This is a genomic window from Nonomuraea antri (genome assembly GCF_013283785.1).
GTDB lineage: Bacteria > Actinomycetota > Actinomycetes > Streptosporangiales > Streptosporangiaceae > Nonomuraea > Nonomuraea antri.
The window spans coordinates 99,868-126,442 of sequence record NZ_JABCPZ010000003.1 but is presented as its reverse complement, the minus strand read 5'-3'; the positions used below and the strand labels follow the sequence as shown (position 1 = coordinate 126,442).

At 72.6% G+C, this 26,575-nt stretch carries 28 protein-coding genes and 1 pseudogene; 12 read left to right on the top strand and 17 right to left on the bottom strand.

Features of this window, described 5'->3' with window-relative positions:
* Positions 1-221 precede the first annotated feature (221 nt).
* From HII36_RS01925 to HII36_RS01885, 9 genes are all read right to left on the bottom strand, one after another.
* The gene (locus tag HII36_RS01925) at positions 222-977 is read right to left on the bottom strand and encodes an SGNH/GDSL hydrolase family protein (RefSeq protein WP_173521259.1); all 756 of its coding nucleotides are present in this window, start codon (positions 975-977) and stop codon (positions 222-224) included.
* The gene (gene aroQ, locus HII36_RS01920) at positions 974-1,408 is read right to left on the bottom strand and encodes a type II 3-dehydroquinate dehydratase (protein WP_173521258.1); all 435 of its coding nucleotides are present in this window, start codon (positions 1,406-1,408) and stop codon (positions 974-976) included. The genes HII36_RS01925 and aroQ overlap by 4 nt, the downstream gene beginning before the upstream one ends.
* Positions 1,405-2,475 (bottom strand): 3-dehydroquinate synthase, encoded by a 1,071-nt coding sequence (gene aroB / locus HII36_RS01915; protein ID WP_173521257.1) that lies wholly within the window; start codon positions 2,473-2,475, stop codon positions 1,405-1,407. The genes aroQ and aroB overlap by 4 nt, the downstream gene beginning before the upstream one ends.
* Positions 2,472-2,972, bottom strand: coding sequence for a shikimate kinase (locus HII36_RS01910; RefSeq protein ID WP_173521256.1), 501 nt, complete (start codon positions 2,970-2,972; stop codon positions 2,472-2,474). The genes aroB and HII36_RS01910 overlap by 4 nt, the downstream gene beginning before the upstream one ends.
* Positions 2,969-4,150, bottom strand: coding sequence for a chorismate synthase (gene aroC, locus HII36_RS01905; protein WP_173521255.1), 1,182 nt, complete (start codon positions 4,148-4,150; stop codon positions 2,969-2,971). The genes HII36_RS01910 and aroC overlap by 4 nt, the downstream gene beginning before the upstream one ends.
* Before the next feature lie 141 nt (positions 4,151-4,291).
* Complete coding sequence (locus HII36_RS56265; RefSeq protein WP_173521254.1) at positions 4,292-4,927, bottom strand: prepilin peptidase; 636 nt, start codon at positions 4,925-4,927, stop codon at positions 4,292-4,294.
* A gap of 190 nt (positions 4,928-5,117) precedes the next feature.
* Positions 5,118-5,681: an SseB family protein gene (locus HII36_RS01895; RefSeq protein ID WP_173521253.1), complete on the bottom strand. Its 564-nt coding sequence runs from the start codon at positions 5,679-5,681 to the stop codon at positions 5,118-5,120.
* Between the two features lie 45 nt (positions 5,682-5,726).
* The gene (locus HII36_RS01890; protein WP_173521252.1) at positions 5,727-6,572 is read right to left on the bottom strand and encodes an HD domain-containing protein; all 846 of its coding nucleotides are present in this window, start codon (positions 6,570-6,572) and stop codon (positions 5,727-5,729) included.
* Complete coding sequence (locus HII36_RS01885) at positions 6,569-6,913, bottom strand: PadR family transcriptional regulator (protein ID WP_236003075.1); 345 nt, start codon at positions 6,911-6,913, stop codon at positions 6,569-6,571. The genes HII36_RS01890 and HII36_RS01885 overlap by 4 nt, the downstream gene beginning before the upstream one ends.
* A gap of 47 nt (positions 6,914-6,960) precedes the next feature.
* Here HII36_RS01885 and HII36_RS01880 point away from each other — a divergent pair.
* Positions 6,961-9,072: pseudogene (locus HII36_RS01880) on the top strand (MMPL family transporter); the annotation flags it as partial.
* Between the two features lie 37 nt (positions 9,073-9,109).
* On the opposite strand, the gene bar reads toward HII36_RS01880, so the two are convergent.
* Positions 9,110-10,207: a barbiturase gene (gene bar, locus HII36_RS56260; RefSeq protein ID WP_236003074.1), complete on the bottom strand. Its 1,098-nt coding sequence runs from the start codon at positions 10,205-10,207 to the stop codon at positions 9,110-9,112.
* Positions 10,208-10,350: 143 nt separating this feature from the next.
* On the opposite strand from bar, the gene HII36_RS01875 reads away from it, so the two are divergent.
* Positions 10,351-11,004, top strand: a complete 654-nt coding sequence (locus HII36_RS01875; RefSeq protein ID WP_173521250.1) for an alpha/beta fold hydrolase — start codon at positions 10,351-10,353, stop codon at positions 11,002-11,004.
* Between the two features lie 65 nt (positions 11,005-11,069).
* Entirely contained in the window at positions 11,070-12,161 is a 1,092-nt protein-coding gene (locus HII36_RS01870; RefSeq protein WP_173521249.1) for an FUSC family protein, read from the top strand.
* 124 nt (positions 12,162-12,285) lie between these two features.
* Here HII36_RS01870 and HII36_RS01865 read toward each other — a convergent pair whose 3' ends face one another.
* The gene (locus tag HII36_RS01865; protein WP_173521248.1) at positions 12,286-12,822 is read right to left on the bottom strand and encodes a carboxymuconolactone decarboxylase family protein; all 537 of its coding nucleotides are present in this window, start codon (positions 12,820-12,822) and stop codon (positions 12,286-12,288) included.
* 43 nt (positions 12,823-12,865) lie between these two features.
* Positions 12,866-13,417 carry a peroxiredoxin gene (locus tag HII36_RS01860; RefSeq protein ID WP_173521247.1) on the bottom strand — a complete coding sequence of 184 codons (552 nt, stop codon included), beginning with the start codon at positions 13,415-13,417 and terminating at the stop codon, positions 12,866-12,868.
* 112 nt (positions 13,418-13,529) lie between these two features.
* On the opposite strand from HII36_RS01860, the gene HII36_RS01855 reads away from it, so the two are divergent.
* Entirely contained in the window at positions 13,530-14,453 is a 924-nt protein-coding gene (locus HII36_RS01855) for a LysR substrate-binding domain-containing protein (RefSeq protein ID WP_173521246.1), read from the top strand.
* Here the strand turns inward: HII36_RS01855 and HII36_RS01850 are convergent.
* From HII36_RS01850 to HII36_RS01840, 3 genes are read right to left on the bottom strand one after another with little or no spacing between them, the layout of a single operon-like run.
* Complete coding sequence (locus tag HII36_RS01850; protein ID WP_217369044.1) at positions 14,437-14,817, bottom strand: type II toxin-antitoxin system death-on-curing family toxin; 381 nt, start codon at positions 14,815-14,817, stop codon at positions 14,437-14,439. The two genes, HII36_RS01855 and HII36_RS01850, sit on opposite strands and share 17 nt — an antisense overlap.
* Positions 14,818-14,831: 14 nt before the next feature.
* A complete protein-coding gene (locus HII36_RS01845; protein WP_173521245.1) occupies positions 14,832-15,035 on the bottom strand; it encodes a FitA-like ribbon-helix-helix domain-containing protein in 204 nt (67 codons plus the stop codon).
* A 54-nt stretch (positions 15,036-15,089) separates the two neighbouring features.
* Positions 15,090-16,256, bottom strand: coding sequence for a pyridoxal phosphate-dependent aminotransferase (locus HII36_RS01840; RefSeq protein ID WP_173521244.1), 1,167 nt, complete (start codon positions 16,254-16,256; stop codon positions 15,090-15,092).
* Between the two features lie 25 nt (positions 16,257-16,281).
* Between HII36_RS01840 and HII36_RS01835 the strand changes: the two genes are divergently transcribed.
* Genes HII36_RS01835 through HII36_RS01805 form a run of 7 tightly spaced genes read left to right on the top strand, consistent with a single transcriptional unit; the run spans position 16,282 to position 23,125 of the window.
* Positions 16,282-18,039, top strand: coding sequence for an alpha/beta fold hydrolase (locus tag HII36_RS01835; RefSeq protein WP_173521243.1), 1,758 nt, complete (start codon positions 16,282-16,284; stop codon positions 18,037-18,039).
* Positions 18,036-19,004 (top strand): DUF418 domain-containing protein, encoded by a 969-nt coding sequence (locus HII36_RS58505; RefSeq protein ID WP_217369043.1) that lies wholly within the window; start codon positions 18,036-18,038, stop codon positions 19,002-19,004. The genes HII36_RS01835 and HII36_RS58505 overlap by 4 nt, the downstream gene beginning before the upstream one ends.
* On the top strand, positions 18,964-19,755 hold the full coding sequence (locus tag HII36_RS01825; RefSeq protein ID WP_173521241.1) for a carbon-nitrogen hydrolase family protein: 792 nt from the start codon (positions 18,964-18,966) through the stop codon (positions 19,753-19,755). The genes HII36_RS58505 and HII36_RS01825 overlap by 41 nt, the downstream gene beginning before the upstream one ends.
* Before the next feature lie 9 nt (positions 19,756-19,764).
* A complete protein-coding gene (locus HII36_RS01820; protein WP_328807554.1) occupies positions 19,765-20,211 on the top strand; it encodes a hypothetical protein in 447 nt (148 codons plus the stop codon).
* The gene (locus HII36_RS01815; protein ID WP_173521240.1) at positions 20,208-20,603 is read left to right on the top strand and encodes a hypothetical protein; all 396 of its coding nucleotides are present in this window, start codon (positions 20,208-20,210) and stop codon (positions 20,601-20,603) included. Before HII36_RS01820 ends, HII36_RS01815 begins: the two co-directional genes overlap by 4 nt.
* Positions 20,604-20,636: 33 nt before the next feature.
* On the top strand, positions 20,637-21,131 hold the full coding sequence (locus HII36_RS01810) for a SigE family RNA polymerase sigma factor (protein ID WP_328807553.1): 495 nt from the start codon (positions 20,637-20,639) through the stop codon (positions 21,129-21,131).
* Entirely contained in the window at positions 21,128-23,125 is a 1,998-nt protein-coding gene (locus HII36_RS01805; protein ID WP_173521239.1) for a hypothetical protein, read from the top strand. The genes HII36_RS01810 and HII36_RS01805 overlap by 4 nt, the downstream gene beginning before the upstream one ends.
* Here the strand turns inward: HII36_RS01805 and HII36_RS01800 are convergent.
* Together HII36_RS01800 and HII36_RS01795 are read right to left on the bottom strand one after the other, a co-directional pair.
* Positions 23,122-24,606, bottom strand: a complete 1,485-nt coding sequence (locus HII36_RS01800; RefSeq protein ID WP_173521238.1) for a carboxyl transferase domain-containing protein — start codon at positions 24,604-24,606, stop codon at positions 23,122-23,124. The genes HII36_RS01805 and HII36_RS01800 overlap by 4 nt on opposite strands.
* A gap of 145 nt (positions 24,607-24,751) precedes the next feature.
* Positions 24,752-25,939 carry a CaiB/BaiF CoA transferase family protein gene (locus HII36_RS01795; RefSeq protein WP_173521237.1) on the bottom strand — a complete coding sequence of 396 codons (1,188 nt, stop codon included), beginning with the start codon at positions 25,937-25,939 and terminating at the stop codon, positions 24,752-24,754.
* 77 nt (positions 25,940-26,016) lie between these two features.
* Here HII36_RS01795 and HII36_RS01790 point away from each other — a divergent pair, with 77 nt between their 5' ends.
* A complete protein-coding gene (locus HII36_RS01790; protein WP_173521236.1) occupies positions 26,017-26,547 on the top strand; it encodes a uridine kinase family protein in 531 nt (176 codons plus the stop codon).
* Positions 26,548-26,575: the final 28 nt, after the last annotated feature.

Genomic DNA, 26,575 nt, shown 5'->3' with positions numbered 1-26,575 from the left:
GGGGACGGCAGTCCCCCTCGCGCGGGGGTGTGGGGGGAACCCCCACAAGACACAGCCTGAGCCCCCAGACGCGCGAAGCGCCCCAGGCGAAGCCAATGCCCTTCACGAGAAGGGGGCGCAGCCCCCGGGAAACACAGCCTGAGCCCCAGACGCGCGAAGCGCGCCTCCGGCGAAGGCCACGCCTTTCAGCCCCCTTCAGCCCCGGTAGCCCCGGTAGCCTCTCAGTCCCAAGGTGACAGGTCGGGGCGTTTGGGTTCGAGGCCGTCCCCGGAGGACACCCCGCGCAGCCGCCGCGACACCCAAGGCACCAGGAACTCCCTGATCCATTGTGCGTCCTCCCGCCGTCGTGCCCGCGGGTCGATGGTGCGTTCCGGCCACTGCGTGCGCCAGTCCTCGAACGGTACTCCCAGCACGTCCAGTACGCGGGCGGCCACCAGGCGGTGGCCGTGTTCGTTCATGTGGATCCTGTCGCCGGCCCAGGCGCGCCAGTCGCGCAGGCCCTGCATCGACCACTGGTCGACCAGGTGGCAGCCGTTCAGGTCGGCGATGGAGCGTACGTGCAGGTAGAACGTGGCGAAGCGGCCGCGCATGCGGCGCAGGAGCGGCATGTCGCGCGGGTCGACGCCGGTGAACAGCAGCACCTCGGCGCCGGTGGCGCGCAGGCGGCGGACGGCGTGCGCGAGTTGCTTGGCCATCACGTCCGGGTCGCTGCCGGGGCGCATCAGGTCGTTGCCGCCCGCGCACAGGCTGACCAGGTCGGGGGCCATCTCCATGGCGAGCGGCACCTGGTCGGTGACGATCTGTTCCAGCAGCCTGCCGCGGACGGCGAGGTTGGCGTAGCGGAACTCGGGCTCGTCCTCGGCCAGGCGCTCGGCCACCCGGTCGGCCCAGCCGCGGAAGTGGCCGTTCGCGCCGGGGTCGTTCAGTCCTTCGGTGAAGCTGTCGCCGAGTGCGACGAAGGAGCGGTAGTGCGTCATTTCTCGCTGTTCATCTCCGCGATCGCGTGCAGGGCCAGCACGTACGACTGGAGCCCGAACCCGGCGATCGTCCCGGTGGCGACGGCGGCCACCACGGACGTGTGCCTGAACTCCTCGCGCGCGGCCGGGTTCGAGATGTGCACCTCGACCAGCGGGGCGGTGCGCTGGGCGATGGCGTCGCGGACGGCGTAGGAGTAGTGGGTGAAGGCGGCCGGGTTGAGCACGACGGGCAGGCGCCGGTCGGCGGCCTCGTGCAGCCAGCCGACCAGTTCGGCCTCGTCGTCGGTCTGGCGGACCTCGACCTGCTCGCCCAGCTTCTCGCCGGTGGTGCGGCACAGCTCGGCCAGGTCGTCGAACGTCTCCGCGCCGTACACGTCGGGCTCGCGGGTGCCGAGGCGGCGCAGGTTGGGCCCGTTGAGCACCAGGATCATCGGGAGATCTCCTTGTAGGCGGCCTCGAGCAGCTCCTCGGCCGGGTCTTCGAGGCGGCTCGGCTCGGCCAGGGCGTCGAGGACCACGAAACGCTGCTTGGCGCCGCGGTTCTTCTTGTCCAGGCGCATGTGGTCGCGCAGCTGGGTCCAGGCGTCGGCGCGGTAGGCGGTGGGCAGCCCGACCGAGGTGAGGATGGACCGGGTGCGCTCGACCAGGTCGGCGCGGCCGGAGAGCCGCGACAGCTCGGCCGCGTAGACCATGCCGATGGCGACCGCCTCGCCGTGGCGGATGTGGTAGTTCTCGTGGCGTTCGACGGCGTGCGCGAGCGTGTGGCCGTAGTTGAGTATCTCGCGCAGCCCGGCCTCGCGCAGGTCGGCGCCGACGACGTCGGCCTTGACCCGGATCTTGCGCTCGATCAGCTCGCGGGTGTGCTCCCCCTCGGGACGGGTCGCGCCCTCCGGGTCGTCCTCGACGAGCGTGAGGATGGCCGGGTCGGCGATGAAGCCGCCCTTGATGATCTCGGCGAGGCCGGCCACGTAGTCGGACTTGGGCATACTGGGCAGCGTGGCCAGGTCGCAGAGCACCCCGGCGGGCGGCAGGAACGTGCCGACCAGGTTCTTGCCCTCCGGCGTGTCGATGCCGTTCTTGCCGCCGACGGCCGCGTCGACCATGGCCAGCAGCGTCGTGGGCACCAGCACCACCTGCACGCCGCGCAGCCAGGTGCCGGCCACGAAGCCGGCCAGGTCGGTGGTGGCGCCGCCGCCCACGCCGACGACGGCGTCGGAGCGGGTGACGCCGTAGCGGCCGAACGCCGACCACAGCTGCGCGGCCACCTCGACCGTCTTGGCCTGCTCGCCGTCGGGGACGGGCAGCGCGACCACGTCGAAGCCGGCGTCGGACAGCGCCGAGCAGACCGGGCGGGAGATCTCCGGCAGCGTGGCCGGGTGGATCACGGCCACCGTGCGCACGCCGGGCTTGAGCAGCCCGGGCAGCTCGCTGAGCACGCCGGTGCCGACCACCACGTCGTACGGGTCGGCGCCGCGTACGGCGATCCTGGTGGCGGTCATGCCGGCAGCCCCTTGACGATCTCGTCGGCCAGTTCTTCCGGGTCGCGCTTGTCGGTGGCGACGGTCAGCACGGCCAGCCGCTCGTAGATCGGCCGCCGCTCCTCCATGAGCCGCTTGAGCTGGCTGCGCGGGTTGAGCACGAGCAGCGGCCTGGCCGCGCCGAGCCCCACCCGCTGCACCGCGTCGGCCAGGCCCACCTGCAGGTAGACGACCGGCTGGCCGCTGAGCAGCGCCTGCGTCTCCTCGCTCAGGACGGCGCCGCCGCCCAGCGACAGCACGCCGTCGTGCTCGGCCAGGGCCCTGCGCACGGCCTCGCGTTCGAGCTCGCGGAACCGTTCTTCGCCGTCCTCGACGAAGATGTCGGCGACGGGCTTGCCCGCGACGGCCTCGACGTCGGCGTCGGTGTCGCGGAAGCCGACGCCGTAGCGCTCGGCGAGCAGGCGGCCGAGTGTGGTCTTACCGGACCCGGGCGGGCCGATCAGCACGGCCTTGGTCATTTGATCACCATTGACGAGAGGTAGCCGGACAGGTTGCGCGCGACCTCCTGGACGGAGTCGCCGCCGAACTTCTCGAGCGCCGCGTCGGCCAGCACCAGCGCGACCATCGCCTCAGCGACGATGCCCGCCGCGGGCACCGCGCACACGTCGGAGCGCTCGTGGTGGGCCTTGGCCGCCTCGCCGGTCTTGACGTCGATGGTGGCCAGCGCCCTGGGCACGGTGGAGATCGGCTTCATGGCGGCGCTGACCCGCAGGATCTCGCCGTTCGTCATGCCGCCTTCGACGCCGCCGGCGCGGTTGGTGATGCGGCGAACGCCGTCGTCGGTGGTGTACTCGATCTCGTCGTGCGCCTGGGAGCCGGGACGCCTGGCGGTCTCGAAACCGTCGCCGACCGCGACGCCCTTGATCGCCTGGATGCCCATGAGCGCGCCGGCCAGGCGCGAGTCGAGGCGCCGGTCCCAGTGCGTGTAGCTGCCCAGGCCGGGCGGCAGGCCGTAGGCGAGGACCTCGACGACGCCGCCCAGCGTGTCGCCGTCCTTGTGCGCCCGGTCGATCACCTCGATCATCGCGGCGCTGCCCGCGGGGTCGAAGCAGCGCACCGGGTCGTCGTCGATGCGTGCCAGGTCACCGGCGCCGGGCAGGATCTCCGACGGGGTCTGGGCGCCGCCGATGGAGGTGACGTGGCTGACGACGTCGACGCCGAGCGACTGCTTCAGGAAGCGCCTGGCGACCTCGCCGAGCGCGACCCTGGCCGCGGTCTCGCGGGCGCTGGCCCGGTCGAGGACCTGCCTGGCGTCGTCGAAGCCGTACTTCTGCATGCCCGCCAGGTCGGCGTGGCCGGGACGGGGGCGCGACCTGGGCGCGTTGCGCGCCAGGCCCTCCAGTTCGGCCGGGTCGACGGGATCGGCCGACATGACCTTCTCCCATTTCGGCCACTCGGTGTTGCCGATCCTGATGGCGACCGGGCTGCCCATCGTGCGGCCGTGCCGCACGCCGCCCACGATCGTCACCTGGTCCTGCTCGAACTTCATCCGGGCGCCGCGGCCATAACCCAGGCGGCGGCGGCGCAGGGCCTCGTCGATGTCGGCCGTGGTCACTTCGACCCCGGCGGGGAGGCCTTCCATGATCGCAACAAGCTCCGGGCCGTGGGACTCTCCGGCAGTCAACCAGCGCAACATGTGTACAAGTCTTCCACGTGTCGCCCACTGAGATAGCCGAACGTTCAACTGGCGAGACGTTCGATGTGTGAGACGTCCGACCGGCGAGACGTTCAGGCCGGTGAGAGGTTCAGCCGGCGAGACGTTCTGCCGGCGAGGCGTTCAGCGGGCGAGGCAGAGCGCGGCGAGCGCGCCGAGCAGCATGAACGGGCCGAACGGGAACTGGGTCTCCCGCGTGCCCCTGCCGGTGACCAGCAGGCCGACGGCGTACAGCGCGCCTAACAGCTGCCCGCCCAGCGCGGCCACCACCCAGGATTGCCAGCTCAGCGCCGCCGCGGCCATCCCGATCAGCCCGGCCAGCTTGACGTCGCCGAGTCCCATCGCGTCCGGACGCGCGAACCAGAGCACGCCGTACAGCACCGCCAGCGCCGCCGCGCCGAGCAGCGCGCGCGGCAACTCGCCGGTGGGCAGCAGCGTCAGGGCCAGGATCGGGTACGACGGGAGCGTGATCACGTCGGGGAGCCTGGTGGTGCGCCAGTCGATGACGGCCAGGGCGGTTCCGGCGAGCGCGAAGTACAGGTACGGCAGGCCCGCCCGCCACACCACCAGCCCGGCCACGACGGCGGTCAGCACGTCGACGGACGGCGGCCACGACGGGACCGGCGGCGTGCCGCGCAGCGCCCTGACCGGGGGGACGCCCTGGTGGAAGGCGTCGGCGAGCGCGCGGACGTAGCGACCGGCGACGAGGCCGAGCAGCGTGACCGCGCCTACCGTTACGACGTCCGGGTCCACGTCCACGGTCGTGACACTAGCGGCGGGGACGGCGACACGCGCCCGGTTCCCGCCCTTTCCGAACGAGCGCGGGCCCCTTCCGGAGTGCGGGTCCTTCTGAGGTGCGGGCCCCTTCCGGGGCGCGGGCCCTTCCGGGGCGTGGGCCCTTCCGGGGCGTGGGCCCTTCCGAGTCGCAGGACGAGGCGAGGGCGAGTGGCTAGGGTTCGCGGCGGGAGAACCAGCGGCGGCGTTTACGTGCCGACGCCTCGGGTGACGCCTCGGGGGCCGGTTCGACGCGGGCCACCGTGACGCCCGCCACGCGGTCCACCGTCCCCGACTCGATGGCGGCCAGCGTCTCCAGCACCGTGCCCTCGATCACGAACGGCACCGGCCCCGCCACGTCGATCACCACGGCCGCCGCCCGCTCCCCCACCGCCGCCTGGCACACCTGCAGCGCGGTGGCCTGGATGGGCCGGGCGTCGGGCCGCCAGGCGGTCAGCGACGCGGTGCCGGTGAAGGCGAGCACCGCCTCCCTGCCGTCCTGTCCGACGAGCTTGGGCAGCGCCATCTCGCTCTCCTTCTCCTGACGCAGCCCGTGCTCCCCCACCTCGGACGAGGTGAGCAGGGCGACCACGGGCACCAGGAGCCTGGCCCCGGCCAGCGCGGTCAGGACGTCGCCCGCGTCGGCGTCGCCCGCCTGGTAGGAGGCCAGGGCGGCGGCCACGGCGGGGGCGGCGGCGCCGTCGTCGTGCGGGTCTAGCGGTTGCGGGATGCTGGGCACAGCGTCCGAGACTACCCGCGCCCGCGCACGGTCCCGAGCGCGGCGTCACCCACCCTCGCGCCCGGAGCCAGGGCCAGGACCGGAGCCAGGGCCAGGACCGGAGCCAGGGCCAGGACCGGAGCCGAGCCGGGCGCGGACGGCGCGGGCGGCGCGGGCGGCGCGGCGGAGTGCGTCCGCGCCCCTGGGCCACCACAGCGTGGCGGCCATCCTGGGCATGCCCTTGAGCAGGTCGACCGCGAACCGCATGCGCGCCCGCGGGTTCGGCAGCCAGTAGAGCTCGCCCAGCCAGTCCTCCAGCCAGCGCTGCCTGGTCCCGGCCGGCAGGATGATCGCCCCCGCCGCGATCACCCGGTAGGACATCCGCACCCCGTCGCGCCCGGACAGCTGCTCGAACTCGCGCTTGATCCGCTCCATGCCCAGCCGGGCGGCGACCGGGGCGAAGACCTCCCTGCCCTCCTGGCAGACCCGGCGCCGGCGGTGCTCGGGCAGGAACTGCATGATGCGCATGTTGTGCAGGCGGTCGATCAGCTTGAGCGTGAGGACGCGTTCGTCGGTGGAGGTCTGCCAGTCGTCCGGCCTGCGGTCGCGGTCGAGCACGCGGAAGCCGCGGATCAGCTCCATGATCGGCTCGTCGAACTCGGCGGCCAGTTCGGCGTCGGTGCAGCCGGTCTTGCCCGGCACGTCGTGCAGCAGGGCCGCGCAGATCAGCTCGTGGTTCATGCCCAGCTCGGCCAGGATCGCGGCGACGGCCACCGGGTGGGTGATGTACGGGTCGCCGCTGTGCCTGAGCTGGTCGCGGTGCCAGTAGGCGGCCACGATGTAGGCCCGGTGCACCTGTTGTAACTGCTCGTCGGTGAGGGTGTCGCCGATCGCGTCGAGCAGCGGTTTCATGGCGTGCCCCCGGCGGGACCCGGCAGCCAGGCGGGCACCTGCTGCCTGCGTGCGCGGTAGGCCTGGGCGATCGCCTCCCTGCCCCGTTCCGCGCCGTCGCTGGTGACGCGGTAGTAGCGGCGGCGCGGGCGTTTGGCGTCGACGTGCGTCTCCGGGTCCTCCCACCGGCTCTCCACCCAGCCGACCTGCTCCAGCCTGGCCAGGATGGGGTAGACCGTGCCGCTGGGCATGCCGGCCAGGTCGCACAGTTCGAGCCCGTAGCGTGCGCGGTCGGGGTCGGTCAGGAGAACGCGCAGGACGGCCTGCGTCGTCATGGTCATCCGGGGTCCGGCGTGCTGCATAACTCGAACTCTACATAGGTAGAGGCTTGCCACACGGATACATCACTGTGAGCACCAGCACGACTACAACGGGTAACGTGGGCGCGGTGACTCTGAGCCGTACGGGACGTGCCCGTCCGCCGCTCCCGGCGCGCCACCCCGGCCTGGCCTGGACGATCGGCGCCGCCTGCGCGCGGCAACGCGGGCGGGTGCTGCTGGCCTGGGCCGTGCTGGCCCTGGTCGCGCTGGCGCTGCTGCCCGGGCTGCTGCGCGGGCTGGCCGCGCCGTCCCAGACGGTGGCGGGCTCGCCGTCCGCGCGGGCGGCCGAGCTCGCCGCGACCGGCTTTCCCGCGTGGGGCGACGAGCAGGTGGTGGTCGCGTTCGCGGCCGGGGAACTGCGGGCGCGGCGGCCGGCCTACCGCCGGGCGATGTCCGCGGGGCTGGCCGCGCTGGCCCGCGCGCCCGGCATCTCCTCGGTACGCCCGATGCCCCCGGTCGACGGCCAGGACCCGCGGCACGCGTACGCGCTGGCGGGCCTGACCGGCGACGACACCGAACGCCAGCACCGGCTCCCGGCCCAGCAGGCGGCCCTGGACGACGCGCTGCGCCAGATCTCCGGCGGACGGGTGACGGCCGGGCTGGTCGGCGTGACGCCGGTGTTCGCCGAGATCAGGCGGGCCGACCTGGCCGACCTGCGCCGGGCGGAGACGATCGCGGTGCCGCTCACGCTGGCCGTGCTCGTGGTTGGGCTCGGGACGCTGGGCGCGGCGCTGGTCCCGCTGCTGATCGCCGGGGTCACCATCCTGGGCGGCACGGCGGTGCTGGCGGTGACGGGCGGCTGGATGGGGGCCAACACGCTCACGCTGACCGTGGTCGCCACCGTCGGGCTGGGGCTCGGCCTGGACTACGCGCTGCTCGTCCTGCTGCGTTATCGCCAGGCCAGGCAGGACGGCGCCGGGCGCGAGCAGGCGGCGGCGACGGCGGTGGGCACCGCGGGGACGACCGTGGCCTGGTGCGGGCTCGCGGTGGTGATGATCTCCGGGTGCGGGCTGGCGGTGGTGCGCTCACAACTGGCCAGGACGCTCATCGCGCCGGCCGCCGTGGCCGCGGTCGTCGCGGTCGCGGCCGCGCTGACCCTGCTGCCCGCCGTGCTGGTCGCGGCGGACCGCTGGCTGGAACGCGGCCGGATCCCGCTTCCGCGCCGCCTGCCCTTCGTCAGCGAGAAGACCCCGCCCGTCCGGGAGCGGGAGAGGGTGGGCGGGCGGTGGGCGCGGCATCTGACCAGGCGGCCGTGGCCGTACGCCCTGGGCGTCGCCGCGCTGCTGCTGCTGTGCGCGCTCCCGGCCACCGGGATGCGGCTGGGCGTCGACTACGACCGTCCGGCCATCGCCGGCACGAGCGCGGGCCAGGGCCTGGCCAGGATGGAGGCCGACGGCCTGGGCAGCCTGATCACCGTCGTGGTCCCCGGCGCCACCCCGGCGGAGACGGCCCTGCTGACCCGGGTGGTCAGGGCGGAACCCGGCGTGTCCGGCGCCTCCGCGCTGTCCAACGGCCGGGGGCTCACGATGGTGGCCGCGTTCGGGCGGGTGCCCGCCGACGCGCCGGAGTCGGCCGTCCTGCTGGACCGGCTGCGCACCCGGCTGGCCGCGCTCGTCCCGGATCGGCCGGTCCACCTGGGCGGGGCCGCGGCCGTGGCCGCCGACCTGCTGGCCGAGGGCCTGGCCCCGCTGCGTCAGGTGGTCGTGCTGGTGCTGGTCTGCACGCTGCTGTTCCTGCTGGTGGTGTTCCGCAGCGTGCTCATCCCGGTCAAGGCCGTGGTGATGAACCTGCTGGCGGTGGCGGCCGCGTTCGGGCTGCTCGCGCTGGCCTTCGACGGGCCGGTGGTGGCGCTGCTGCCGCTGCTGTGCTGCACGATCGTGTTCGGCCTGTCGCTGGACTACGAGGTGTTCCTGGTGCACCGCATCGCCGAGCACTACCGGGCGACCGGCGACAACGCCGCCGCCGTGGCGCACGGCATGCGCAACACCACCAGGACGATCACGCTGGCCGCCGCGGTGATGACGGTCGGCTTCGCCAGCCTGATGGCCGGGCACCGGCAGGAGGTCAGGCAGATCGGCTTCACCGTGGCCGCGGCGATCGCGATCGACGCGACGCTGGTCAGGCTCGTCCTGGTACCCGCGCTCATGCGGCTGCTCGGCCACCGCAACTGGTGGATGCCTATCCCAGGTCGGCGATGGCGGCCACCGGACCGCCGCCCGACGGACCCTGGTGCACGGCGGCCACCGACACGAACACCGCCGGATCTCCCGTCACCGCCGCCGCGACCCCGCCCACCGTCGCCTTGATCTGGCGGTGCCAGTGCACGTCGGAGTCGTCCAGCATGATGTTGCGCCGGCCCCTGACCCGGCCGGACGGGTCGGCCTCGCACTTCATGAAGACGTTCACCAGCCGGTCGCCGAGGTCGGACGGGTGCGGACGGTCGGGCAGCGGCAGCCCCGAGTCCCTGATGGCGGCCCAGATGCCGTCGGCGTCGAGCGCGTCGCGCATCACGCCGTGCCCGATCCGGTAGCGTCCGCCGATGCCGCGCACGTTGCCGACCAGCACGATCTGCGCCCGGTCCAGCTCCACGCCGGAGGAGCAGGAGGCGACCGACGAGTACAGCGACAGGTCCTTGTGAATCTGGTCGGCTCGCGGCATGTCGATCTCGCCCAGCGCGACCGCGATGCCGAGCGCGGTGGTGGAGTTCGACAGGTCCATGGACGGGCCGGTCTCCTCGATGGCGGTGCTCTGGCCGCGGCTCTTGGCGTCGGTGATGGTGGCCAGCGTGAGCAGCGGCGTCTTGGTCTGGACGTAGTGCACGTCGCGCGGGTCGTCGATGCCGGCGATCTTCATGGCCTCGCGCACGCCGGCCGCGACCTTCTCCACCATGGCCGGGCGGCCGATGTCCTCGGGCAGGATGACCTCGCTCATCGCCACCCCGACCGACACGCGCGGCTCGTCGGAGGCGGGGGCGCGTGCCGGCTCGACGGTGGCGAAGATCGTGGCGTGCGGGCTGAGGACGCCGTCGGTGCCGCCGGACCACACCAGCGGCACCCGTTCCGCCGCCGGGTGGCCCCGGCTCGACAGCACGTCGCGGAACGCCCGGTCCGCCAGGATGCGGGTGTAGTCGTTCACGCCGCCGTTGCCCTCGGTCTTGCCGATCACCGCCAGCACCCGGCCGGCCTCGATCACGCCGTCGTCGATGAGCCGTTCGAGCCCGGAGGCGTCGGTCACGCTCTCGATGGGCACCTTGCGCACTTCAACCGGATCCGGCATCGCAACCCCTTTCCCTGGCCAGCCTTACCCCCACGCCGACGACGCTAGTCAGCGCTCCGGTGGCGCTTCATGGGCAATGTCTGCCCAGGAACGGCTCTCCGGTTGTCGAGGTGCGTAGGCTGAACGCCGTGATACGCGCATTAGTGGCGAACGGGATAAAGCTCACATATCGCGAAGAGGGGTCGCCCGGCGCTCCCCCGCTGGTGCTGTTGCACGGGCGTACCGCCGACCACAACGACTGGAACGGCATCACCCAGCACTTCGCCGCCCGCTACCACGTCCACGCGCTCGACCTGCGCGGTCACGGCGCCAGCGACTTCCCGGGCGACTACCGCTTCTCCGTGATGGCCCAGGACGTGATCGCCTTCCTGGACGCGCTCGGCCACGACCGGGCCACGCTGATCGGGCACTCGCTGGGCGGGCTGGTCGCCTACCACGCGGCCATGGCGCATCCCGGCCGGATCGAGCGGCTGGTGCTGGAGGACCCGGTGCCCCCGTACCCGGTGACCGGGCGCCCGCCGCTGATGGAGGACGACTCGACCGGGTTCGACTGGCGCATGATGCACGAGACCGAACGGCAGTTCATCGACCCCGACCCGGCCTGGGCCGACGCGCTCGGCGGGATCACCGCGCCGACGCTCGTGCTGTCCGGCGGCCCGCGAAGCCAGTTCACGCTGGACGAGACGGCGGCCCGCATCCCGGGCGCCGAGTTCGTCACCATCGACGCGGGGCACCTGATCCACATGTCGGCGCGGGCCGAGTTCCTGCGGGTGGTCGACGCCTTCCTCGATGCGTAACGGCCTCTTTAAACTGTATGGATCTTTGTGACCGTAATGTCACAAAGATCCGCCAAGGTGGAAGCGTGCGAACGAGGCTCGGCGATCATCTGAAGGAACGGCTGAGCACGTTCGGCCTCGCGGCACCCTCCATCGCGCAGTGCGCGGTGGGCGCGGCGCTGGCCTGGGCGATCGCGGTGCAGGTGCTCGGGCACCCGCAGCCGTTCTTCGCCCCGATCTCCGTGCTGATCTGCGTCGGCGTCGGGCTCGGGCAGCGGCTGCGCCGGGTGGCCGAGTTGGTCATCGGGGTCAGCCTGGGCGTGGGCCTGGGCGACCTGCTGGTGTCCTGGATCGGCTCGGGCTGGTGGCAGATCGCGCTCGTCGTGGCGCTGGCCATGGGCACCGCGGTGCTGCTGGACAGCGGGTCGCTGTTCGTGGCGCAGGTGGGCTCGTCCGCGGTGCTGGTCGCCACGGTCGTGCCCGGCGACGGCGACGGCGGGCTCGACCGCATGGCCGACGCGCTCACCGGCAGCGTGATCGGCATCGCGGCGGTGGCGCTGCTGCCCGCCAGCCCGTTCACGATCGCGGCCAAGCACCTATCGGGCGTGCTGGACGCGCTGTCCACCGTCCTGGAGCAGGCGGCGGTGTCCATCGAGAAACGCGACGTGGAACTGGCCGCCGAGGCGCTGGAGGAGGCCCGCAGCACGCAGGCGGCGGTGGAGGAGTTCGAGCAGGCGCTGGAGACCAGCAAGGAGATCATCATGATCTCGCCGCTGCACTGGCACCGCCGGGCCAGGCTGGCCAGGTACGAGACCGCCGCCGTGCCCGTGGACCTGGCGCTGCGCAACGCGCGGGTGCTGGTCAGGCGGACGCTGGCGGCGCTCGGCGAGTCGTCGCCGCCCCCGGCCGAGCTGGCCGAGTCGCTGCGCGAGGTCTCCGAGGCGGCGCTGCTGCTCCAGCTCGAACTCGGCGCGGGACGCGAGCCCACCCTGTCGCGGCAGGCGCTGCTCGCGGTCGCGGCCAAGGAACGGCCGGAACGGCTCGGGTTCTCCGCGCACGTCATCAACGCGCAGCTCAGGTCCATCGTGGTGGACCTGCTCCAGGCGACGGGCCTGGAGCACGGCGACGCCACCGCCGCCCTCGTCCCGCTGGACGCCTCGGAGCAGCGGCAGGCATGACGAAGGCGGGCGCCCGCAAGGGGACGCCCGCCTTCGCTGGTTGGTCAGGCGCGACCGCCGGCACGACCGGGGGCAGGACCCGGCCGGGCGGTCAGGCCGTACCAACGGCACGGCCGCCGGACGGTCAGACCGTCACCAGGGCGGCCTCGGCCTCCAGGGTGGCGGCGGTGGCGTTGATGACCGCGGCCACCCGCAGCGCCTCCTGCACCAGTTCCTTGGACAGCCCCGCGCCGCGCAGCACCTGCTCGTGCGACTCCAGGCAGCGGCCGCAGCCGTTGATCGCGGAGACGGCCAGGCACCACAGCTCGAAGTCCGCCTTGTCCACGCCCGGGTTGCCGATCACGGTCATCCGCAGCCTGGCCGGCAGCGTCGCGTACGTCTCGTCGCCGATGAGGTGCGTGGCCCGGTAGTACACGTTGTTCATCGCCATGATCGACGCGGCGGCCTTGGCGGCCGTGAACGCCTCGGCCGACAGGTGGTCGGCGGCGTCCGCGGAGATCTCCGCGATGACCTTCGCCGACCGGGTGGCCAGCGCGCAGGCCAGGGCTGTGCCCCAGAGCTGCTGGTCGGTCAGCGCCGACGTGGTCGTGACCGAGCCCAGGTTGAGCCGGGTGTCCTTGGCGTAGTCAGGCAGCAGGGCCTTCAGGTTGTCGACGCTCATGCGCTTCTCCCCCGTGTCGTCGAGCCGAATTCTGAGAGCCGGATTACTGGGCCAGCAGCTTCTGGGCGTCGAGGCCGGCCTCGCCCTTGTTCCAGTTGCACGGGCACAGCTCGTCGGACTGCAGGGCGTCGAGGACCCGCAGGACCTCCTTGACGTTGCGGCCGACCGAACCGGCGGTCACCATCGAGAACTGGATCTCGTTGTTCTGGTCGACGATGAAGGTGGCGCGCTGGGCGACGCCGTCCTTGCCGAGCACGCCGCAGGCCTCCGACAGCTCGCGCTTGATGTCGCTGAGCATCGGGAAGGGCAGGTCGCGCAGGTCCTCGTGGTTCTTGCGCCAGGCGTGGTGCACGAACTCCGAGTCGATCGAGACACCCAGCACCTGGGCGTCGCGGTCGGCGAACTCACCGTTGAGCCGGCCGAACTCGGCGATCTCCGTCGGGCAGACGAACGTGAAGTCCTTCGGCCAGAAGAACACGACACGCCACTTGCCCTCGTAGGTCTTGTGGTTGATCTCAGCGAACGCCTTGTCGGGGTCGAGGTCGACGCAGGCGGTGAGTTCGTACGCGGGGAAGTGGTCACCGACGGTGAGCAACGTCCATCTCCTTTGATGTGTTGTGCGGTGGCCCTAGGTTGCCGCACGTAGCATTGATTCGAGAAATCGAGCAGTCGCACCAATGTGAGAGGTGATTCCTATCAGTGAGCCGATGCCCACCCTCGCTCAGCTGCGCTCTTTCCTCGCCGTGGCCGAGCATCTCCACTTCAGGGAAGCGGCCGCGGCGCTGCGGATGAGCCAGCCCACGCTGTCGGGCAACGTCTCCGCGCTGGAGGAGATCCTCGACACCCAGCTGCTCGAGAGGACCACCAGGAAGGTGCTGCTCACCCCGTCGGGCGAACGCGTCGCCGAGCACGCCTGGCGGGTGCTGGCCGCGGTGGACGACCTGATGGGCGAGGTGGCCCAGAACCGCGAGCCGTTCAACGGCCCGGCCCACCTGGGCGTGATCCCGACCGTGGCGCCGTACGTGCTGCCCGCGCTGCTGCCCATGTTCGCCCGGCGGTTCCCGCGGCTGAAGCTGACCGTGCACGAGGCCAAGACCGAGACGATCCTGGAGGAGGTGCGCGAGGGCCGGCTCGACCTGGTGCTGCTCGCGCTGCCCACCGAGATCGGCGGGCTGGTGGAGGAGCCGCTGTACGACGAGGAGTTCCTGCTGGCGCTCCCGCACGGGCACCCGCTGGCCGCCGACCCCGCGCCGCTCGGCCGCGAGGCGCTCAAGGGGCTGGACATCGTCCTGCTCAACCAGGGGCACTGCCTGCGCGAGCAGGCCATCGACGTCTGCCGCGAGGTGGGCGCCCGGGCCACCGCCACCACGTACGCCACCAGCCTGCCCACGCTGGTGCAGCTCGTCGCGGGCGGCCTGGGCGTGACGCTGCTGCCCGAGTCGGCGGTGCCCGTGGAGACGGGCAAGCGGGTACGCCTGGCGCTGCGCCGCTTCGCCGACCCGGCGCCGGGCCGCACGATCGGCCTCGCCTATCGCGCCTCGTCGGCCCGCGCCACCGAGTACGCCCAGCTCGCCAAGGCGGTGCGCGGCGCGATCCGGCAGCGCCGGCTCCCGGTCAAGGTCGTGTCGTGAACGCCCGCAGCACCCCGGCGATCTCGCCGACCTCGTCCAGCTTCCCGGACGCCACGGCGATGACCAGGTCGTAGGCGGAGTCGTCGTCGGTGTCGAGCTCGACGCCGTTGTAGCGGAGGTACACGTCGGTGGTCAGCCAGCACAGCCGCTTGTTGCCGTCGACCAGCGGGTGGTTGATCGCCAGCGACTGCAGCAGCGCCGCGGCCTTGGTCAGCAGGTCGGGGTAGGCGTCCTGGCCGAACATCGAGGCCCGCGGCCGGTGCACGGCGGAGTCGACCAGGCCGAGGTCGCGTACGGCGAGGATCTCGCCGAGTTCGGCCTCCGCGAGCTCCAGCACCTGCTCCAGCGTGAGATACCGCATCATTTCGCCCGGCCGGTTCATTCGCCCAGCCGATCGAGCACGTCGCGCCAGCGTTCCCTGGACGCGGCGCCGAGGCGGCGGACCTCCTCGTCGGCGCTGTGCCTGGTCAGGTACTCATCCAGCGCGGCGAGCACGACCTGCTGCATGCTCCGCCCTTCCTCCTCCGCGCGCTTGCGGAGTGCCTCGGTCTGCTGGTCGCTCAGGCGAAGGGTCATGGCCATGCCCGCCATCGTAGTGCGAGGTGGTATCGCGGTGATACCACCTCGGACGCGACGCTAGGTCGACAGGCGCTTGAGCCGGGTGACGGCCTCGTCGATGACCTCGTCCTTCTTGCAGAAGGCGAACCTGACGAAGTGCCTGCCGCGCTCGGCGTGGTCGTAGAAGACCTGCGTCGGGATCGCGACCACCCCGGCGAGCTCCGGCAGCCGGCGTGTCAGCTCCAGCCCGTCGGTGAAGCCGAGCGGGCGGATGTCGGTCTGGACGAAGTACGTGCCCGCCGGGCCGAACACCTCGAACCCGGCCGCGGCCAGCCCCTCCATGAGCCTGTCGCGTTTGTCCTGGAGCCCGGCGCGCAGGGCGGCCACCCATTCGAGCTCGTTGCGCAGCCCGTACGCCACCGCGAGCTGCCACGGCGCGCTCGCGGTGAACGTGAGGAACTGCTTGACCGTCTGGACGGCCGTGACCAGCTCGGACGGCGCGCACACCCAGCCGGTCTTCCAGCCGGTGACCGAGAACGTCTTGCCCGCCGAGGAGATCATGACGGTACGCCCGCGCATGCCGGGCAGCGTGGCCAGCGGGACGTGCTCGACCCCGTCGAACGTCAGGTGCTCGTACACCTCGTCGGTGACCGCGGTCAGCCCGAACTCCTGGCACAGCTCGGCGATGACGGTCAGCTCGGCCCGGGTGAACACGGTGCCGGTCGGGTTGTGCGGCGAGTTGACCAGGATCACGCGGGTCCTGGGGGTGATGGCGGCGCGCAGTTCGTCCGGGTCGAAGGTGAAACGGCCCTCGACCGGGCGCAGCGTCACGGCCACCAGCCTGGCCTGGGCCAGCGCGATGGAGGCGGCGTAGGAGTCGTAGTACGGCTCGAAGGCGATCACCTCGTCGCCCGGCTCGCACAGCGCCAGCACGCTCGCCGCGACGGCCTCGGTGGCGCCGACGGTGACGAGGATCTCGCCGGCCGGGTCGTAGTCGAGCCCGTAGTGCTCCCTGCGGTGCTCGGCCACGGCCTGGCGCAGTTCGAGCACGCCGGGGCCCGGCGGGTACTGGTTGGCCCCGGCGTTGATCGCGTGCACCGCGCGGTCGAGCATCGCGGCGGGCCCGTCGGTGTCGGGGAAGCCCTGGCCGAGGTTGATGGACCCGGTCTGCACGGCAAGCGCGCTCATTTCGGCGAAAATCGTCGTGCCGAAGGCGCGCATCCTGGCTACAAGTGGTTCCGTCACGTGCCCACACTATTAGTGTCGTGCTGTGATCATTCGGATCGCGTTGGCGCTCGCCCTGACCGCACCCCCCGTCATGAGTTCTCCCGCGCCGCTGGAGTCGCGCCTGTGCCCGGTCGCCGTACCGGCGCGGACCCGGTGCGGCTTCCTCGTCGTGCCGGAACGCCGGGACGCCCCGGCCCGGACGATCAAGGTCGGTTACACCGTCCGCGTCTCCACGGCCCCCGGCCGCAAGCCGGATCCCGTGGTGTACATGAGCGGCGGGCCGGGATCGGCGTCGATGCAGCTCACCGGCTTCCTCGCGGCCATGTTCCCGGACCGCGACGTGGTGACCGTGGAGCAGCGCGGCAGCCGTTACTCCGCGCCCGTGCTGAGCTGCCCGGAGACCGCCGAGGCGCTGCTCGGCCAGGTGAAGCGGCCCCGTCCCGACGTGGCCACGGCCGCCGTGCGCTGCCGCGCGCGGCTCGGCGAGCAGGGGGTGGACCTGCGCGGCTATACCACCGGCGAGATCGCCGCCGACGTGGTGGCGCTGCGCCAGGCGCTCGGCTACGCCTCGTGGAACCTGTTCGGGGTCAGCTACTCCACCCGGGTGATGCTGGACGTGGCCGCCGCCGACCCGGCCGGCGTGCGCTCGGTGGTGCTCGACTCGTTCCTGCCCGCGGGCGTCGCCTGGTACGACGACGCCGAGGCGAACCTGGCGGGCACGCTGGCCGGGCTGGGCGCGGGCACCGGCGCGGCGTTCGAGCGGGCGGTGCGCCGGCTGAACCGCGCGCCCGCCCGGCTGCCCACGACCGACCCGCTGCTCGGCACCCGTTTCACCGCGGAGGTGACCGGCGACGACGTCGCGGCGATCCTGGCCGAGGCGCTGCACGAGAGCGACGTCGCGGCGGTGGCGCCCGCGCTGGTGGGCGCGCTGGCGGCGGGGCGCGACGCGCCGCTCGCGCCGCTGGTCGACGGGGTGGCGGACGGGCTGCTGAGCCACGAGTTCGGGCTGTATCACGCGGTGCAGTGCCAGGACGAGGTGCCGTACAACCGATTCGCGTCTAGATCACGACTTTTCACCATAAATGCTGATAAAGCGGTGTGTGACGCCTGGAAGCTGCCCAAATCTCCGCTCACCCGGTCCACCACGAAGGCGCCGGCGCTGGTGCTCGGCGGGCAGCACGACCCGACCACCCCGCCGCGCACCAGCCGCCCGGCCGCGGCCGCCCTGCCCAACGCCCGCTTCGCGGAGTTCCCCGCCGCCGCGCACGCCGTCTTCCTGTCCGACGCCTGCGCCCGCGCCCAGATCGCCCACTTCCTCGACACCCCGGGCACCACGGCCTGGACCACTGCCGGGACCACCGCCGTCGCCGACGGGACCGCGACCGGCGGCCCGTGTCAGGACGTCAGGCCCGCCAGAGCCCCCGACCTGCACGTCACCGCCGCCCCCTACCTGATCTCCCGCGCCCCCTGGCAGGCCGCGCCCTTCGCGCTGTTCGCGCTGATCTCGCTGCTCCAGTTCGTCACCGGCGCGCTCAAGGGCAGGTCGCTGCCGGCCACCGCGGGCCTGGCCGGGCTCGCCTGCGCCGGGCTGATCGCCCAGTCGGTCCACGCGCTGGCCGCGTCGAACGCGGTCGCCCTGGCCGTGGGGGTCCCGTCCACCGTCACCCTGTACGGCTGGCTTGCGCCCGTCTCGGCCGCGCTGACGGCCGCGTCCCTCCTGCAACGCCGCAGATGGCCACAGATCGTGGCAACCCTCGTCAGCGCCGGATTCTGCGTATGGTGGTTCACCTGGTTCCTGTGACGCGCATCCGTGAACTCGACGCCCTACGCGGTTTCGCGGTGGGCGGCATCATGCTGGTCAACACCTGGCAGCACACCCGGGGCAAGCAGCCGTCCACGGGCGTCGACTGGGTGGTCGAGGCCCTGTTCCAGAGCCGGTTCTACCCGATCTTCTCGCTGCTGTTCGGCATCGGCTTCGTGCTGTTCCTGCGCCGGGCCGGCCGCTGGGTGCTGCTCAGCCGGTTGTTCTGGCTGTTCTGCCTGGGCCTGGCCCAGCACGTCTTCTACCCGGGCGAGGTGCTCACCGACTACGCCTTCTACGGCGCGCTGGTGCTGCTGCCCGTCTCGTTCCTGGCCCGCGGGCTGCCGGTGCTGCTGCTCGGGGCGGGCGTGACCGCGTGGGGGGTGATCGCGGGCGGCGGGCCGGTGCTCATCCCCGGCCTGTTCCTGATCGGCATGGCCCTGATGGACCTGAGCCCGCCCAGGACCCTGCTGCTGCCGGTGTTCGCGGTCAGCGCGCTGGCGTCCACGCTGCTCACCCTGGCCTGGTTCGTGTCGAAGGACTGCCCGCCCGGCGACTGCGCCACGCCCTGGTTCGCCGAGCACAACTGGACCCTCTACTCGCTGGCCGCCCTGACCGGCGCCGCCGCCTACACCACGGGCCTGCCGCTGGTGCTGCGGCCCTGGCTGTCCGCCGTGCTCGAACCGCTGGGCCGCCTGGCGCTGACGAACTATCTCACCGGCACCGCGGTCGTCGTCCTGGCCAGTCCGCTCATCAAGACCGACCCGACGCGGTGGTCCGTGATCGGGGTGGCGGCGGTGACGGTGATCGCGCAGGTGCTGTTCAGCAGGTGGTGGCTGGCGCGGTTCAGGTATGGCCCGCTGGAATGGATTTGGCGCTGCCTGACCTGGTTTCGGCGGGTGCCCAACCGGCTAGAGTCTGGCCGTGACCAGAATCGCCCTCTGCCAGATCCCGGTGTCCCCTGACCCGTCCACGAACCTCAAGAGGGCCAGAGAGGCGCTGGCCAAGGCCGAAGGGGCCGAGCTCGCGATCTTCCCCGAGGCCACGCTCACCCGTTACGGCCGGCGCATCTCCGACCTCGCCGAGCCGCTGGACGGCCCGTTCGTGACGGGTCTCGCCGAGTCCGCACGCGAACACGGCCTGTCGGTCATCGCGGGCGTGTTCGAGCCCGGCGGCGACCGGGTGCACAACACGGCCGTGGCCATCGACGCGTCCGGCGCGATCAAGGCGGCGTACCGGAAGATCCACCTGTTCGACTCGTTCGGCGCGAAGGAGTCCGAGCTGGTCGCGCCCGGCGGCGAGCCGACGGTGGTGGAGCTGGCCGGGGTCAGGGTGGGGCTGATCACCTGTTACGACGTCCGCTTCCCCGAGCTGGCCAGGGCCCTGGTCGACCAGGGCGCCGAGCTGTTCGCGGTGATCGCCGCCTGGGGTTCCGGCCCGCTCAAGGAAGACCACTGGGTCACGCTGGTGCGCGCGCGGGCGCTGGAGAACACCATGTGGACGGCCGCCGTCGGCCAGGCCCCCAACCCGGCCGAGGCGAGCGACGGCTACGGCGTCGGCCGCAGCATGCTGGTCGACCCGCTGGGCGTGGTGCGCGCCGATCTCGGCACCGGCCCGGCCGTGCAGGTCGTCGAGGCCGATCCCGAGGTCACGATCTCGGCCCGGACGACCTTGCCCTGCCTTGAACATCGGGTGCTGCGGGTCAACCGATCGTAAAGTAGAAGTGTGAGCGGAACGCAGATGCAGAAGGTTGTCCCGCCGCGTCTGCTCGTGCCGTACTTGTCGGGCAAGCGCACGGTCATCTCCGGCTACGTCTACCGGGTGCAGGACTGCGCCAGGCTGACCACGCCGGCGGCGCTCTTCCACGGGCTCGACCTGTCGTTCGACGGCTCCGAGCTGAGTGCCGAGGTGCCCGAGCTCTACGTCATGCGCTGGTACGCCCGCGACGTCGACACCTACGCGGTGCCGTACGGGCCGCACATGGGCGGCGACTGGAGCGACGCGCCGCCGTTCGCCGGCAACGGGTTCACCACCTCGCGCGACCACGTGGTCCCCCAGTTCCACACGCTGCCGATGCCGATCCCGGCGGGCGCGGAGATCGTGCACCTCGCCGGCGCGGGCGAGCGCCGCTTCGCCGAGTACGACGGGCTGACCTGGCGGCCCTGCGCATGAGCGCGGAGATCACGCCGGTGGCCTCCGGCTTCGTCGCGCGTTACGAAGGCCGCACGCTGCCCGCCGCGCTCGGGCCCGACAGCGACCAGGTGGTGCTGTTCAGCGAGGAGGAGCTCGACGGATTCGAGTCGGCCGCCGGCTACTGGCGTCGTACGGTGACGCGGGCCGACCTGGAGTGGCTGGTGCTGATCCGCACGGTCGGCGCGTTCGGCGGCGAGGCGTGCATCGTCCTCGACGAGGACGAGGACGGCCTGCACATCGCCTACACCGGGCACAGCGGCCAGAAGGCCGAGGCGCTGGGTTACTGGATGGTCGACCACGGCGCGTACGAGGTGGTCGTGCCGCGCGAGGAGGTCTTCTCCATCCGCGTCGAACGGATTCCCGTCCCGTAGTCAACCGGGGCCCGATTCGCGTGTCTTGGTAGCGTGATCGATTCACCCACCATGGCGCAGCCGTGGTTCGCCGAGCTGTTCGCCGCCCAGTACCGGTCGCTGGTGCGGCTGGCGGGGCTGCTCGGCGCCGACGATCCCGAGGACATCGCGCAGGAGGCGTTCGCCCGGCTGCACTCCAGGCGGTTGCGCGACGACGGGGCCGCGGTGGCGTATCTGCGTGCGACCGTGTGCAACCTGACCCGTAACCGGCTGCGGCATCTGCGGCTGATCAGGCTGCGGCGTCCCGAACCTCCTGAGCCGGTGCGCAGCAGCGAGCACAGCGTGCTCGTCGCCGAGGAGCACCGGGCACTGCTGGCCGCGCTCGACCGGCTGCCGCGCCGCCAGCGCGAGGCCATCGTCCTGCGTTACTGGCTGGACCTGTCGGAACGCGAGATCGCCGGGGCCATGGGCGTGTCGCCGGGCTCGGTGAAGACCCACGCAAGCCGGGCGCTGGCCGCCCTGGGCAAGGCCCTTCAGGAGGACGCGTGAACGAGCCGGATCAGGAGCGCGGCGAGGGCCTGGAGGCGCGGCTGCGCGCCGCGCTGGACGCCCGCGCCCAGACCTTCGACGCCGCGCCCGACGCCTGGGCGCGGCTGGAGCGGCGCGCGCCGCGCCACCGCCGGCTGCGCTGGGCGCTGGCCGCGTTGCCGGTCGCGTTGCTGGCGTCGTTCGTGCCCGCCCTGCTCGGCGGGGGCCGGGGCGAGATCACCGCGAACGACGTCAACGCGATCCACCAGCGGCTGATGCGGGACAGGACGGCCATGGGCGAGCGGGTGACGCTGGACAACCCGGCCGAGGGCCGGCCGCTGCACCTGTGGTTCGCCAAGGCGAGGCTGGGCTACCCGGAGCTGTGCTACGTCGTCGAGCGGTCCGAAGGCCCGGCGTTCGGCGACTGCGGCGGGCTGCGGCTGCTCTCCCGGTCCGTCCCCGGCTGGTACGAGGGCACCACCCAGACCGGGGGCGCCGCCGTGACCATGGACTATGGGGTGGCGCTGCCCGAGGTCACCGCCGTCACCGGCGTCGGCGCGAACGGCCGCGGCGTCCCCGGCACGCTGCTGCGCCCGGCCGGGGCGCCGTACGTGATCTGGGCGGTCAGCTACCCGAGCGGCGAGAAGGTGTCCTCGGTGCGGCTGTCCGGCTCCGACGGCAAGGTCCTGGACGAGCTGTCCAGAATGATCCTGCCCGCGGCGCGCGCCGCCGAGCGGACCGCGGACCGGCCCGCGGGCGACCCGCTGGAGCTGCCTGAGGGGCTGGTCGTCCAGCCCCGCCAGGTGGTGGACGGCCGGGCCCTGCGGTGGACCCGCCGCGGCGCGCCGGTCGGCCAGTCCTCGCTGCAGCCGCAGTACCTGCTGAAGGAGGCTCCCGTCCAGGTACGCCACCACCAGAGCACGGTCTTCGGCGTGGCCCGCGCGGACGTCGCCAGGCTCACCTTCACCGGCGGCACCGGTCAGAGCACCAGCGCGCGGGCCGTCCCCGACCCGTGGAACCTGGGCCTGGTGCTGTTCGCCGGGCAGAAGCCGGACGGCTGGGACGAAAGCCACCGCACCACCGCCTACGACGCGGCGGGCCGGGAACTGTGGCACGACGACTGGAGCCCGCCCGAGGACCCCGGCCCTGAACGACGCGTGAGCGAGATCGTCGCCGTTCCCGGCACCGCGGACTTCACCCACGGCCCGGTCCGCCTCTGGTTCACCGAGGAGGCCGGCGAGAACGTGCTCTGCTCCTCCGGCGGCGTGACCCCGATCGGCGAGCGGCACAGCAGCTGCGGCATGAACGTCGGCGGCCCCGACTCCTTCAGCCTGGGCTGGACGATCACCTACCTGCCCGAACCGGGCGTCAAGCTCGTCTACGGAATGGCCGGGCCCGGCTGGCGGGGCGTGGACGCGGTGCTGCCCGACGGCCGGCGCATTCCCGCACGGTTTCTGACCGTCCCCGGCGGCCCGGCCCGCGTCTGGTACGTGCGGCACCCGCTGACCGCCGAGATCGCCGCGTACGCCATCGAGCAGAAGGGCAGGCGGCTCGAGGACGTCCACTTCACCGAGCCTCGCTGCCGGCCGGCCAAGCAGGCGGACGGCCGGGCGGACGGCCAGGCGCACGCCCTGGACAGCGGCGTCACCGCGGTGCTGCAGGAGGGCAACTGCGCCACGTTCTGGAAGGACGGCAGGTCGCTGCCCAACTCGTTCGAGACGATCCCCGGCGGGCGGCTGGCCGACACGATCGCCGACGAGCGGCCGATCAGGTGGAGCTCGGACGGCGACCTCTGGTACGGCTTCACGCTGGCCGGCACGGCCAGGATCGAGATCACCCTGCCGGGCGGCGGCACCGGCACGGCCGTCACCGTTCCCGACCCGTGGGGGCAGGGCGTGGCGTTGTTCTCCGGATCGAGGTCCGATGGGGACACGTTCGTGCCCGGCATGACGTTCACCGGCTACGGCCCCGACGGCGCGGTGAAGTGGACGTACGAGCCGGAGGGCTACAGCTAGCCGAGGTTGCGGTAGCGGGCCTGGCGGGCGGCGAAGCGGTCGGCCGGGCCCTGCCGCAGCAGCCCGGCGATCTCGTACTCCAGCGCCCGGCCCACCCGCTCGCAGAACTGCCGCGGCTCGTAGGCGGCGTCGGGCAGTTCGGGCACGACCCGGTCCACGATGCCGTCGCGGCGCAGGTCGGTGGCGCGGATGCGCTGGGCCTGGGCGATCTCGGGGGCGAAGTCGACCGAGCGGTACAGGATCGCCGAGGCGCCTTCCGGCGGCAGCGGCGACAGCCAGGCGTGCTGGGCGCACAGCACCCGGTCGGCGGGCAGCAGCGCCAGCGCGGCGCCGCCCGCGCCCTCGCCGAGCAGCAGGCAGACGGTGGGCGCGTCGAGCATGACCAGCTCGGCCAGGCAGCGGGCGATCTCCGCGGCCAGCCCGCCCTCCTCGGCCGTCTTGGACAGGTCGGCCCCGGCCGTGTCGACGACGGTGACCAGCGGCAGCCCCAGCTCGGCGGCCAGCCGCATGCCGCGCCTGGCCACGCGCAGCCCGGCCGGGCCGAGCGGCGAGTTGGCGCGCTGCCTGCGCCGGTCCTGGCCGAGCACGACGGCGGGGGCGCTGCCGAACCTGGCCAGCGCCAGCAGCAGCCCGGGCTCGTTCTCGCCCTCGCCGGTGCCGCTGAGCGGTGTCACGTCGGCGGCGGCCAGCTTGAGCAGGGTGCGCACGCCCGGCCGGTCGTCGCGGCGGGAGCGGGTGATCGCCTCCCAAGCCTCCACCGGCCGCAGGTCCTCCTCGGGCGGTACGCCCGCCTCGACCCCCGCCGTGTCGGCGCACAGCACGGCCAGCGCCTTGATCGCCACCGCGCGCGCCTCGCCGGCCGACACCACCGCGTCGACCAGCCCGTGGACGTGCAGGTTCTCCGCCACCTGGACGCCCTCGGGAAACGCGTAGCCGTGCAGCGACTCGAACACGCGCGGCCCGAGAAACCCGATCAGCGCCCCCGGCTCGGCGGCCGTCACGTGCCCGAGCGACCCCCAGGACGCGAACACGCCGCCGGTCGTCGGGTGGCGCAGGTACACCACGTACGGCAGCCCGGCGGCGCGGTGCACCTGCAGCGCGGCGGTGACCTTCACCATCTGGACGAACGCCAGCGCGCCCTCCTGCATCCTGGTGCCGCCCGAGGCGGGCGCGGCGAGCAGCGGCAGGCGCTCCCTGGTGGCCCGCTCGACCGCGGCCACGAACCGCTCGGCCGCCGCGACCCCGATGGAACCGGCCATGAACGAGAACTCGCAGGCCACGATGGCCACTCTGCGGCCGTCGAGCAGCCCTTCGCCGGTGACGACTGCTTCGTCGTAACCGGACTTGACGCGGGCCGCGGCCAGCTCTTCCGCGTAGGGTGAGCCGGGCTCGGCCGGGTCGGCGGGCGGCGCGTCCCACGATTTCCACGATCCCCCGTCGAGGACCGTGTCGATCAGTGTGCGCGCGTCCGGACGGCTCACTCTCGCTCCCTCATGTCAATCAACGATGTCATGGTGACGCACGACGGCGCCGCCCGGTGCCTGGTATGCCGGATCTCCACCGGCCTTCTTGCGCCGGCTCCTTTCACTGGCCTTCCTTCACCGGCTCCTTCTCACCGGCCTTCTTTCACCGCTCACGCTCCTCCAGCCAGGCCAGGACGGCGTCGTCGTCCTGGCCGAGCGCGGGCGGCGCGGTGTGCCGCGCGCCCGCCGTCTCGTCGGCCTCCGTCTCCCCGAGTCCCGTCGCTTCGAAGCGCAGCGGCGGGCCGGGGAGCTCGATCGGGCCGAGCACCGGGTGGTCGACCTGGATGAGCAGCCCCTGCGAGCGGGTCTGCTCCCACGCGTAGACCTCGTCGATGGACCTGATCGCGCCCGCCGGCACGCCTGCCTCGCCCAGCCTGGCCAGCCAGTGGGCGCGGTCGTGGACGGCCAGCGCCTTCTCCATGTCGGCGATCAGCTCTTCCCGATGCGCGAATCTTTCCCTGTTCGTCGCATATTTCGCCTCATGAGGGTCGATGTCGAGTAGCGCGGCCACTTTCTTCCACTGGCCCTCGTTCGCGACGGCGATCTGCAGCAGGCCGTCGGCGCAGCGGAAGGCGCCGTACGGGGCGATGGAGACGTGGTGGTTGCCGTTGGCGCCGGGCACCTCGCCGCCGACCGTCCAGGCCGTGCCGTGGTAGGCGTGCACGCTGGTGACGGCGGCCAGCAGGGACGTGCGCACCACCCGGCCGCGGCCGGTGCGCTCGCGCTCGTACAGGGCGCTGACGACGCCGTAGGCGCCGTGCATGCCGGCCAGCAGGTCGGCGATGGACGCCCCCACCCGGTACGGCTCCTCCGGCGACGGGCCGGTCAGCGACATCAGCCCGGCCTCGCCCTGGGCGATCTGGTCGTATCCCGGCCGGCCACCCTCGGGGCCGTCGTGCCCGAACCCGGTGATCGACAGCACGACCAGGCGCGGGTTGAGCTCGTGCAGCCGCGCCATCGGGAAGCCCAGGCGGTCGAGGACGCCGGTGCGGAAGTTCTCGATGAGCACGTCGCTCTGCCGGACGAGCCGTTCGACCAGCCGCCTGCCGTCCTCGGACTTCAGGTCGACGGCGATGGACTGCTTGTTGCGGTTGGCCGCGAGAAAATACGTGGAGATGTCGTGATCCGGCCCGACGAAGGGCGGACCCCAGCCCCGCGATTCGTCGCCCCCGTCCGGATGCTCCACTTTGATCACCCGGGCGCCCAGGTCGCCGAGCATCTGCGCCGCGTGCGGCCCGGCCAGGGCCCTGGACAAGTCGAGCACCACGATGTCACCGAGGGGTCCGAGCAAGATCAACCTCCAGCGTGCGTCCGGGGCGAAAGAATATTCTCTCAGGCTCCCGCCCTGTTCCACCTACCCTGGGTCCCGTGAATTCGCTGGCCCAGCGCATCGGAAACCTGCCGCCGTCGTGCGGTCCCGTCCGGCTGGTCGCCGTCGACGGGCCCGCGGGTTCCGGCAAGACCACCTTCGCCGGACGGCTGGGCCGGGCACTGGGGTGCCAGGTGATCCACAGCGACGACTTCCCCGTGCCGTGGGAGGAGGGTCCCGCCACCTGGTTCCACGCGCTGCACGACCAGGTCCTGGCACCGCTCGAACGCGGCGAGCCCGGCGGTTTCCGCAGGTACGACTGGGTGCGGGGCGTTTACGCCGAGCACGTCGAGGTGCCGCCGGCGCCGGCGCTCGTCGTCGAGGGCGTGGGCACCGCCCGCCGGTCGGCGGCCCGGCTGCTGGCGTTCACGGTGTGGGTGGAGGCGTCCGAGCCGGTCAGGATGCGGCGGGTGCTGGAGCGTGACGGGGCCGAACTGGAGCCGCGCTGGCACGCGTGGTTCGAGGCGGAGAAGACCTGGTTCGCCGACGACGACACCCGCACCCGAGCCGACCTGATCATCCAAACGTGACCCCCACCGGGTGGGATCAGGCTGGTGG

What these genes read in the sequence shown, in the direction of transcription:
- HII36_RS01865 (WP_173521248.1), bottom strand. Translation starts at nt 12,822, where the DNA reads ATGAGCGTCGACAACCTGAAGGCCCTGCTGCCTGACTACGCCAAGGAC.
- HII36_RS01845 (WP_173521245.1), bottom strand. Translation starts at nt 15,035, where the DNA reads ATGGCCATGACCCTTCGCCTGAGCGACCAGCAGACCGAGGCACTCCGC.
- HII36_RS01910 (WP_173521256.1), bottom strand. Translation starts at nt 2,972, where the DNA reads ATGACCAAGGCCGTGCTGATCGGCCCGCCCGGGTCCGGTAAGACCACA.
- HII36_RS01890 (WP_173521252.1), bottom strand. Translation starts at nt 6,572, where the DNA reads ATGAAACCGCTGCTCGACGCGATCGGCGACACCCTCACCGACGAGCAG.
- aroC (WP_173521255.1), bottom strand. Translation starts at nt 4,150, where the DNA reads ATGTTGCGCTGGTTGACTGCCGGAGAGTCCCACGGCCCGGAGCTTGTT.
- aroQ (WP_173521258.1), bottom strand. Translation starts at nt 1,408, where the DNA reads ATGATCCTGGTGCTCAACGGGCCCAACCTGCGCCGCCTCGGCACCCGC.
- HII36_RS01885 (WP_236003075.1), bottom strand. Translation starts at nt 6,913, where the DNA reads ATGCAGCACGCCGGACCCCGGATGACCATGACGACGCAGGCCGTCCTG.
- HII36_RS01815 (WP_173521240.1), top strand. Translation starts at nt 20,208, where the DNA reads ATGAGCGCGGAGATCACGCCGGTGGCCTCCGGCTTCGTCGCGCGTTAC.
- aroB (WP_173521257.1), bottom strand. Translation starts at nt 2,475, where the DNA reads ATGACCGCCACCAGGATCGCCGTACGCGGCGCCGACCCGTACGACGTG.
- HII36_RS01850 (WP_217369044.1), bottom strand. Translation starts at nt 14,817, where the DNA reads ATGATGCGGTATCTCACGCTGGAGCAGGTGCTGGAGCTCGCGGAGGCC.
- HII36_RS01925 (WP_173521259.1), bottom strand. Translation starts at nt 977, where the DNA reads ATGACGCACTACCGCTCCTTCGTCGCACTCGGCGACAGCTTCACCGAA.
- HII36_RS01855 (WP_173521246.1), top strand. Translation starts at nt 13,530, where the DNA reads ATGCCCACCCTCGCTCAGCTGCGCTCTTTCCTCGCCGTGGCCGAGCAT.
- bar (WP_236003074.1), bottom strand. Translation starts at nt 10,207, where the DNA reads ATGCCGGATCCGGTTGAAGTGCGCAAGGTGCCCATCGAGAGCGTGACC.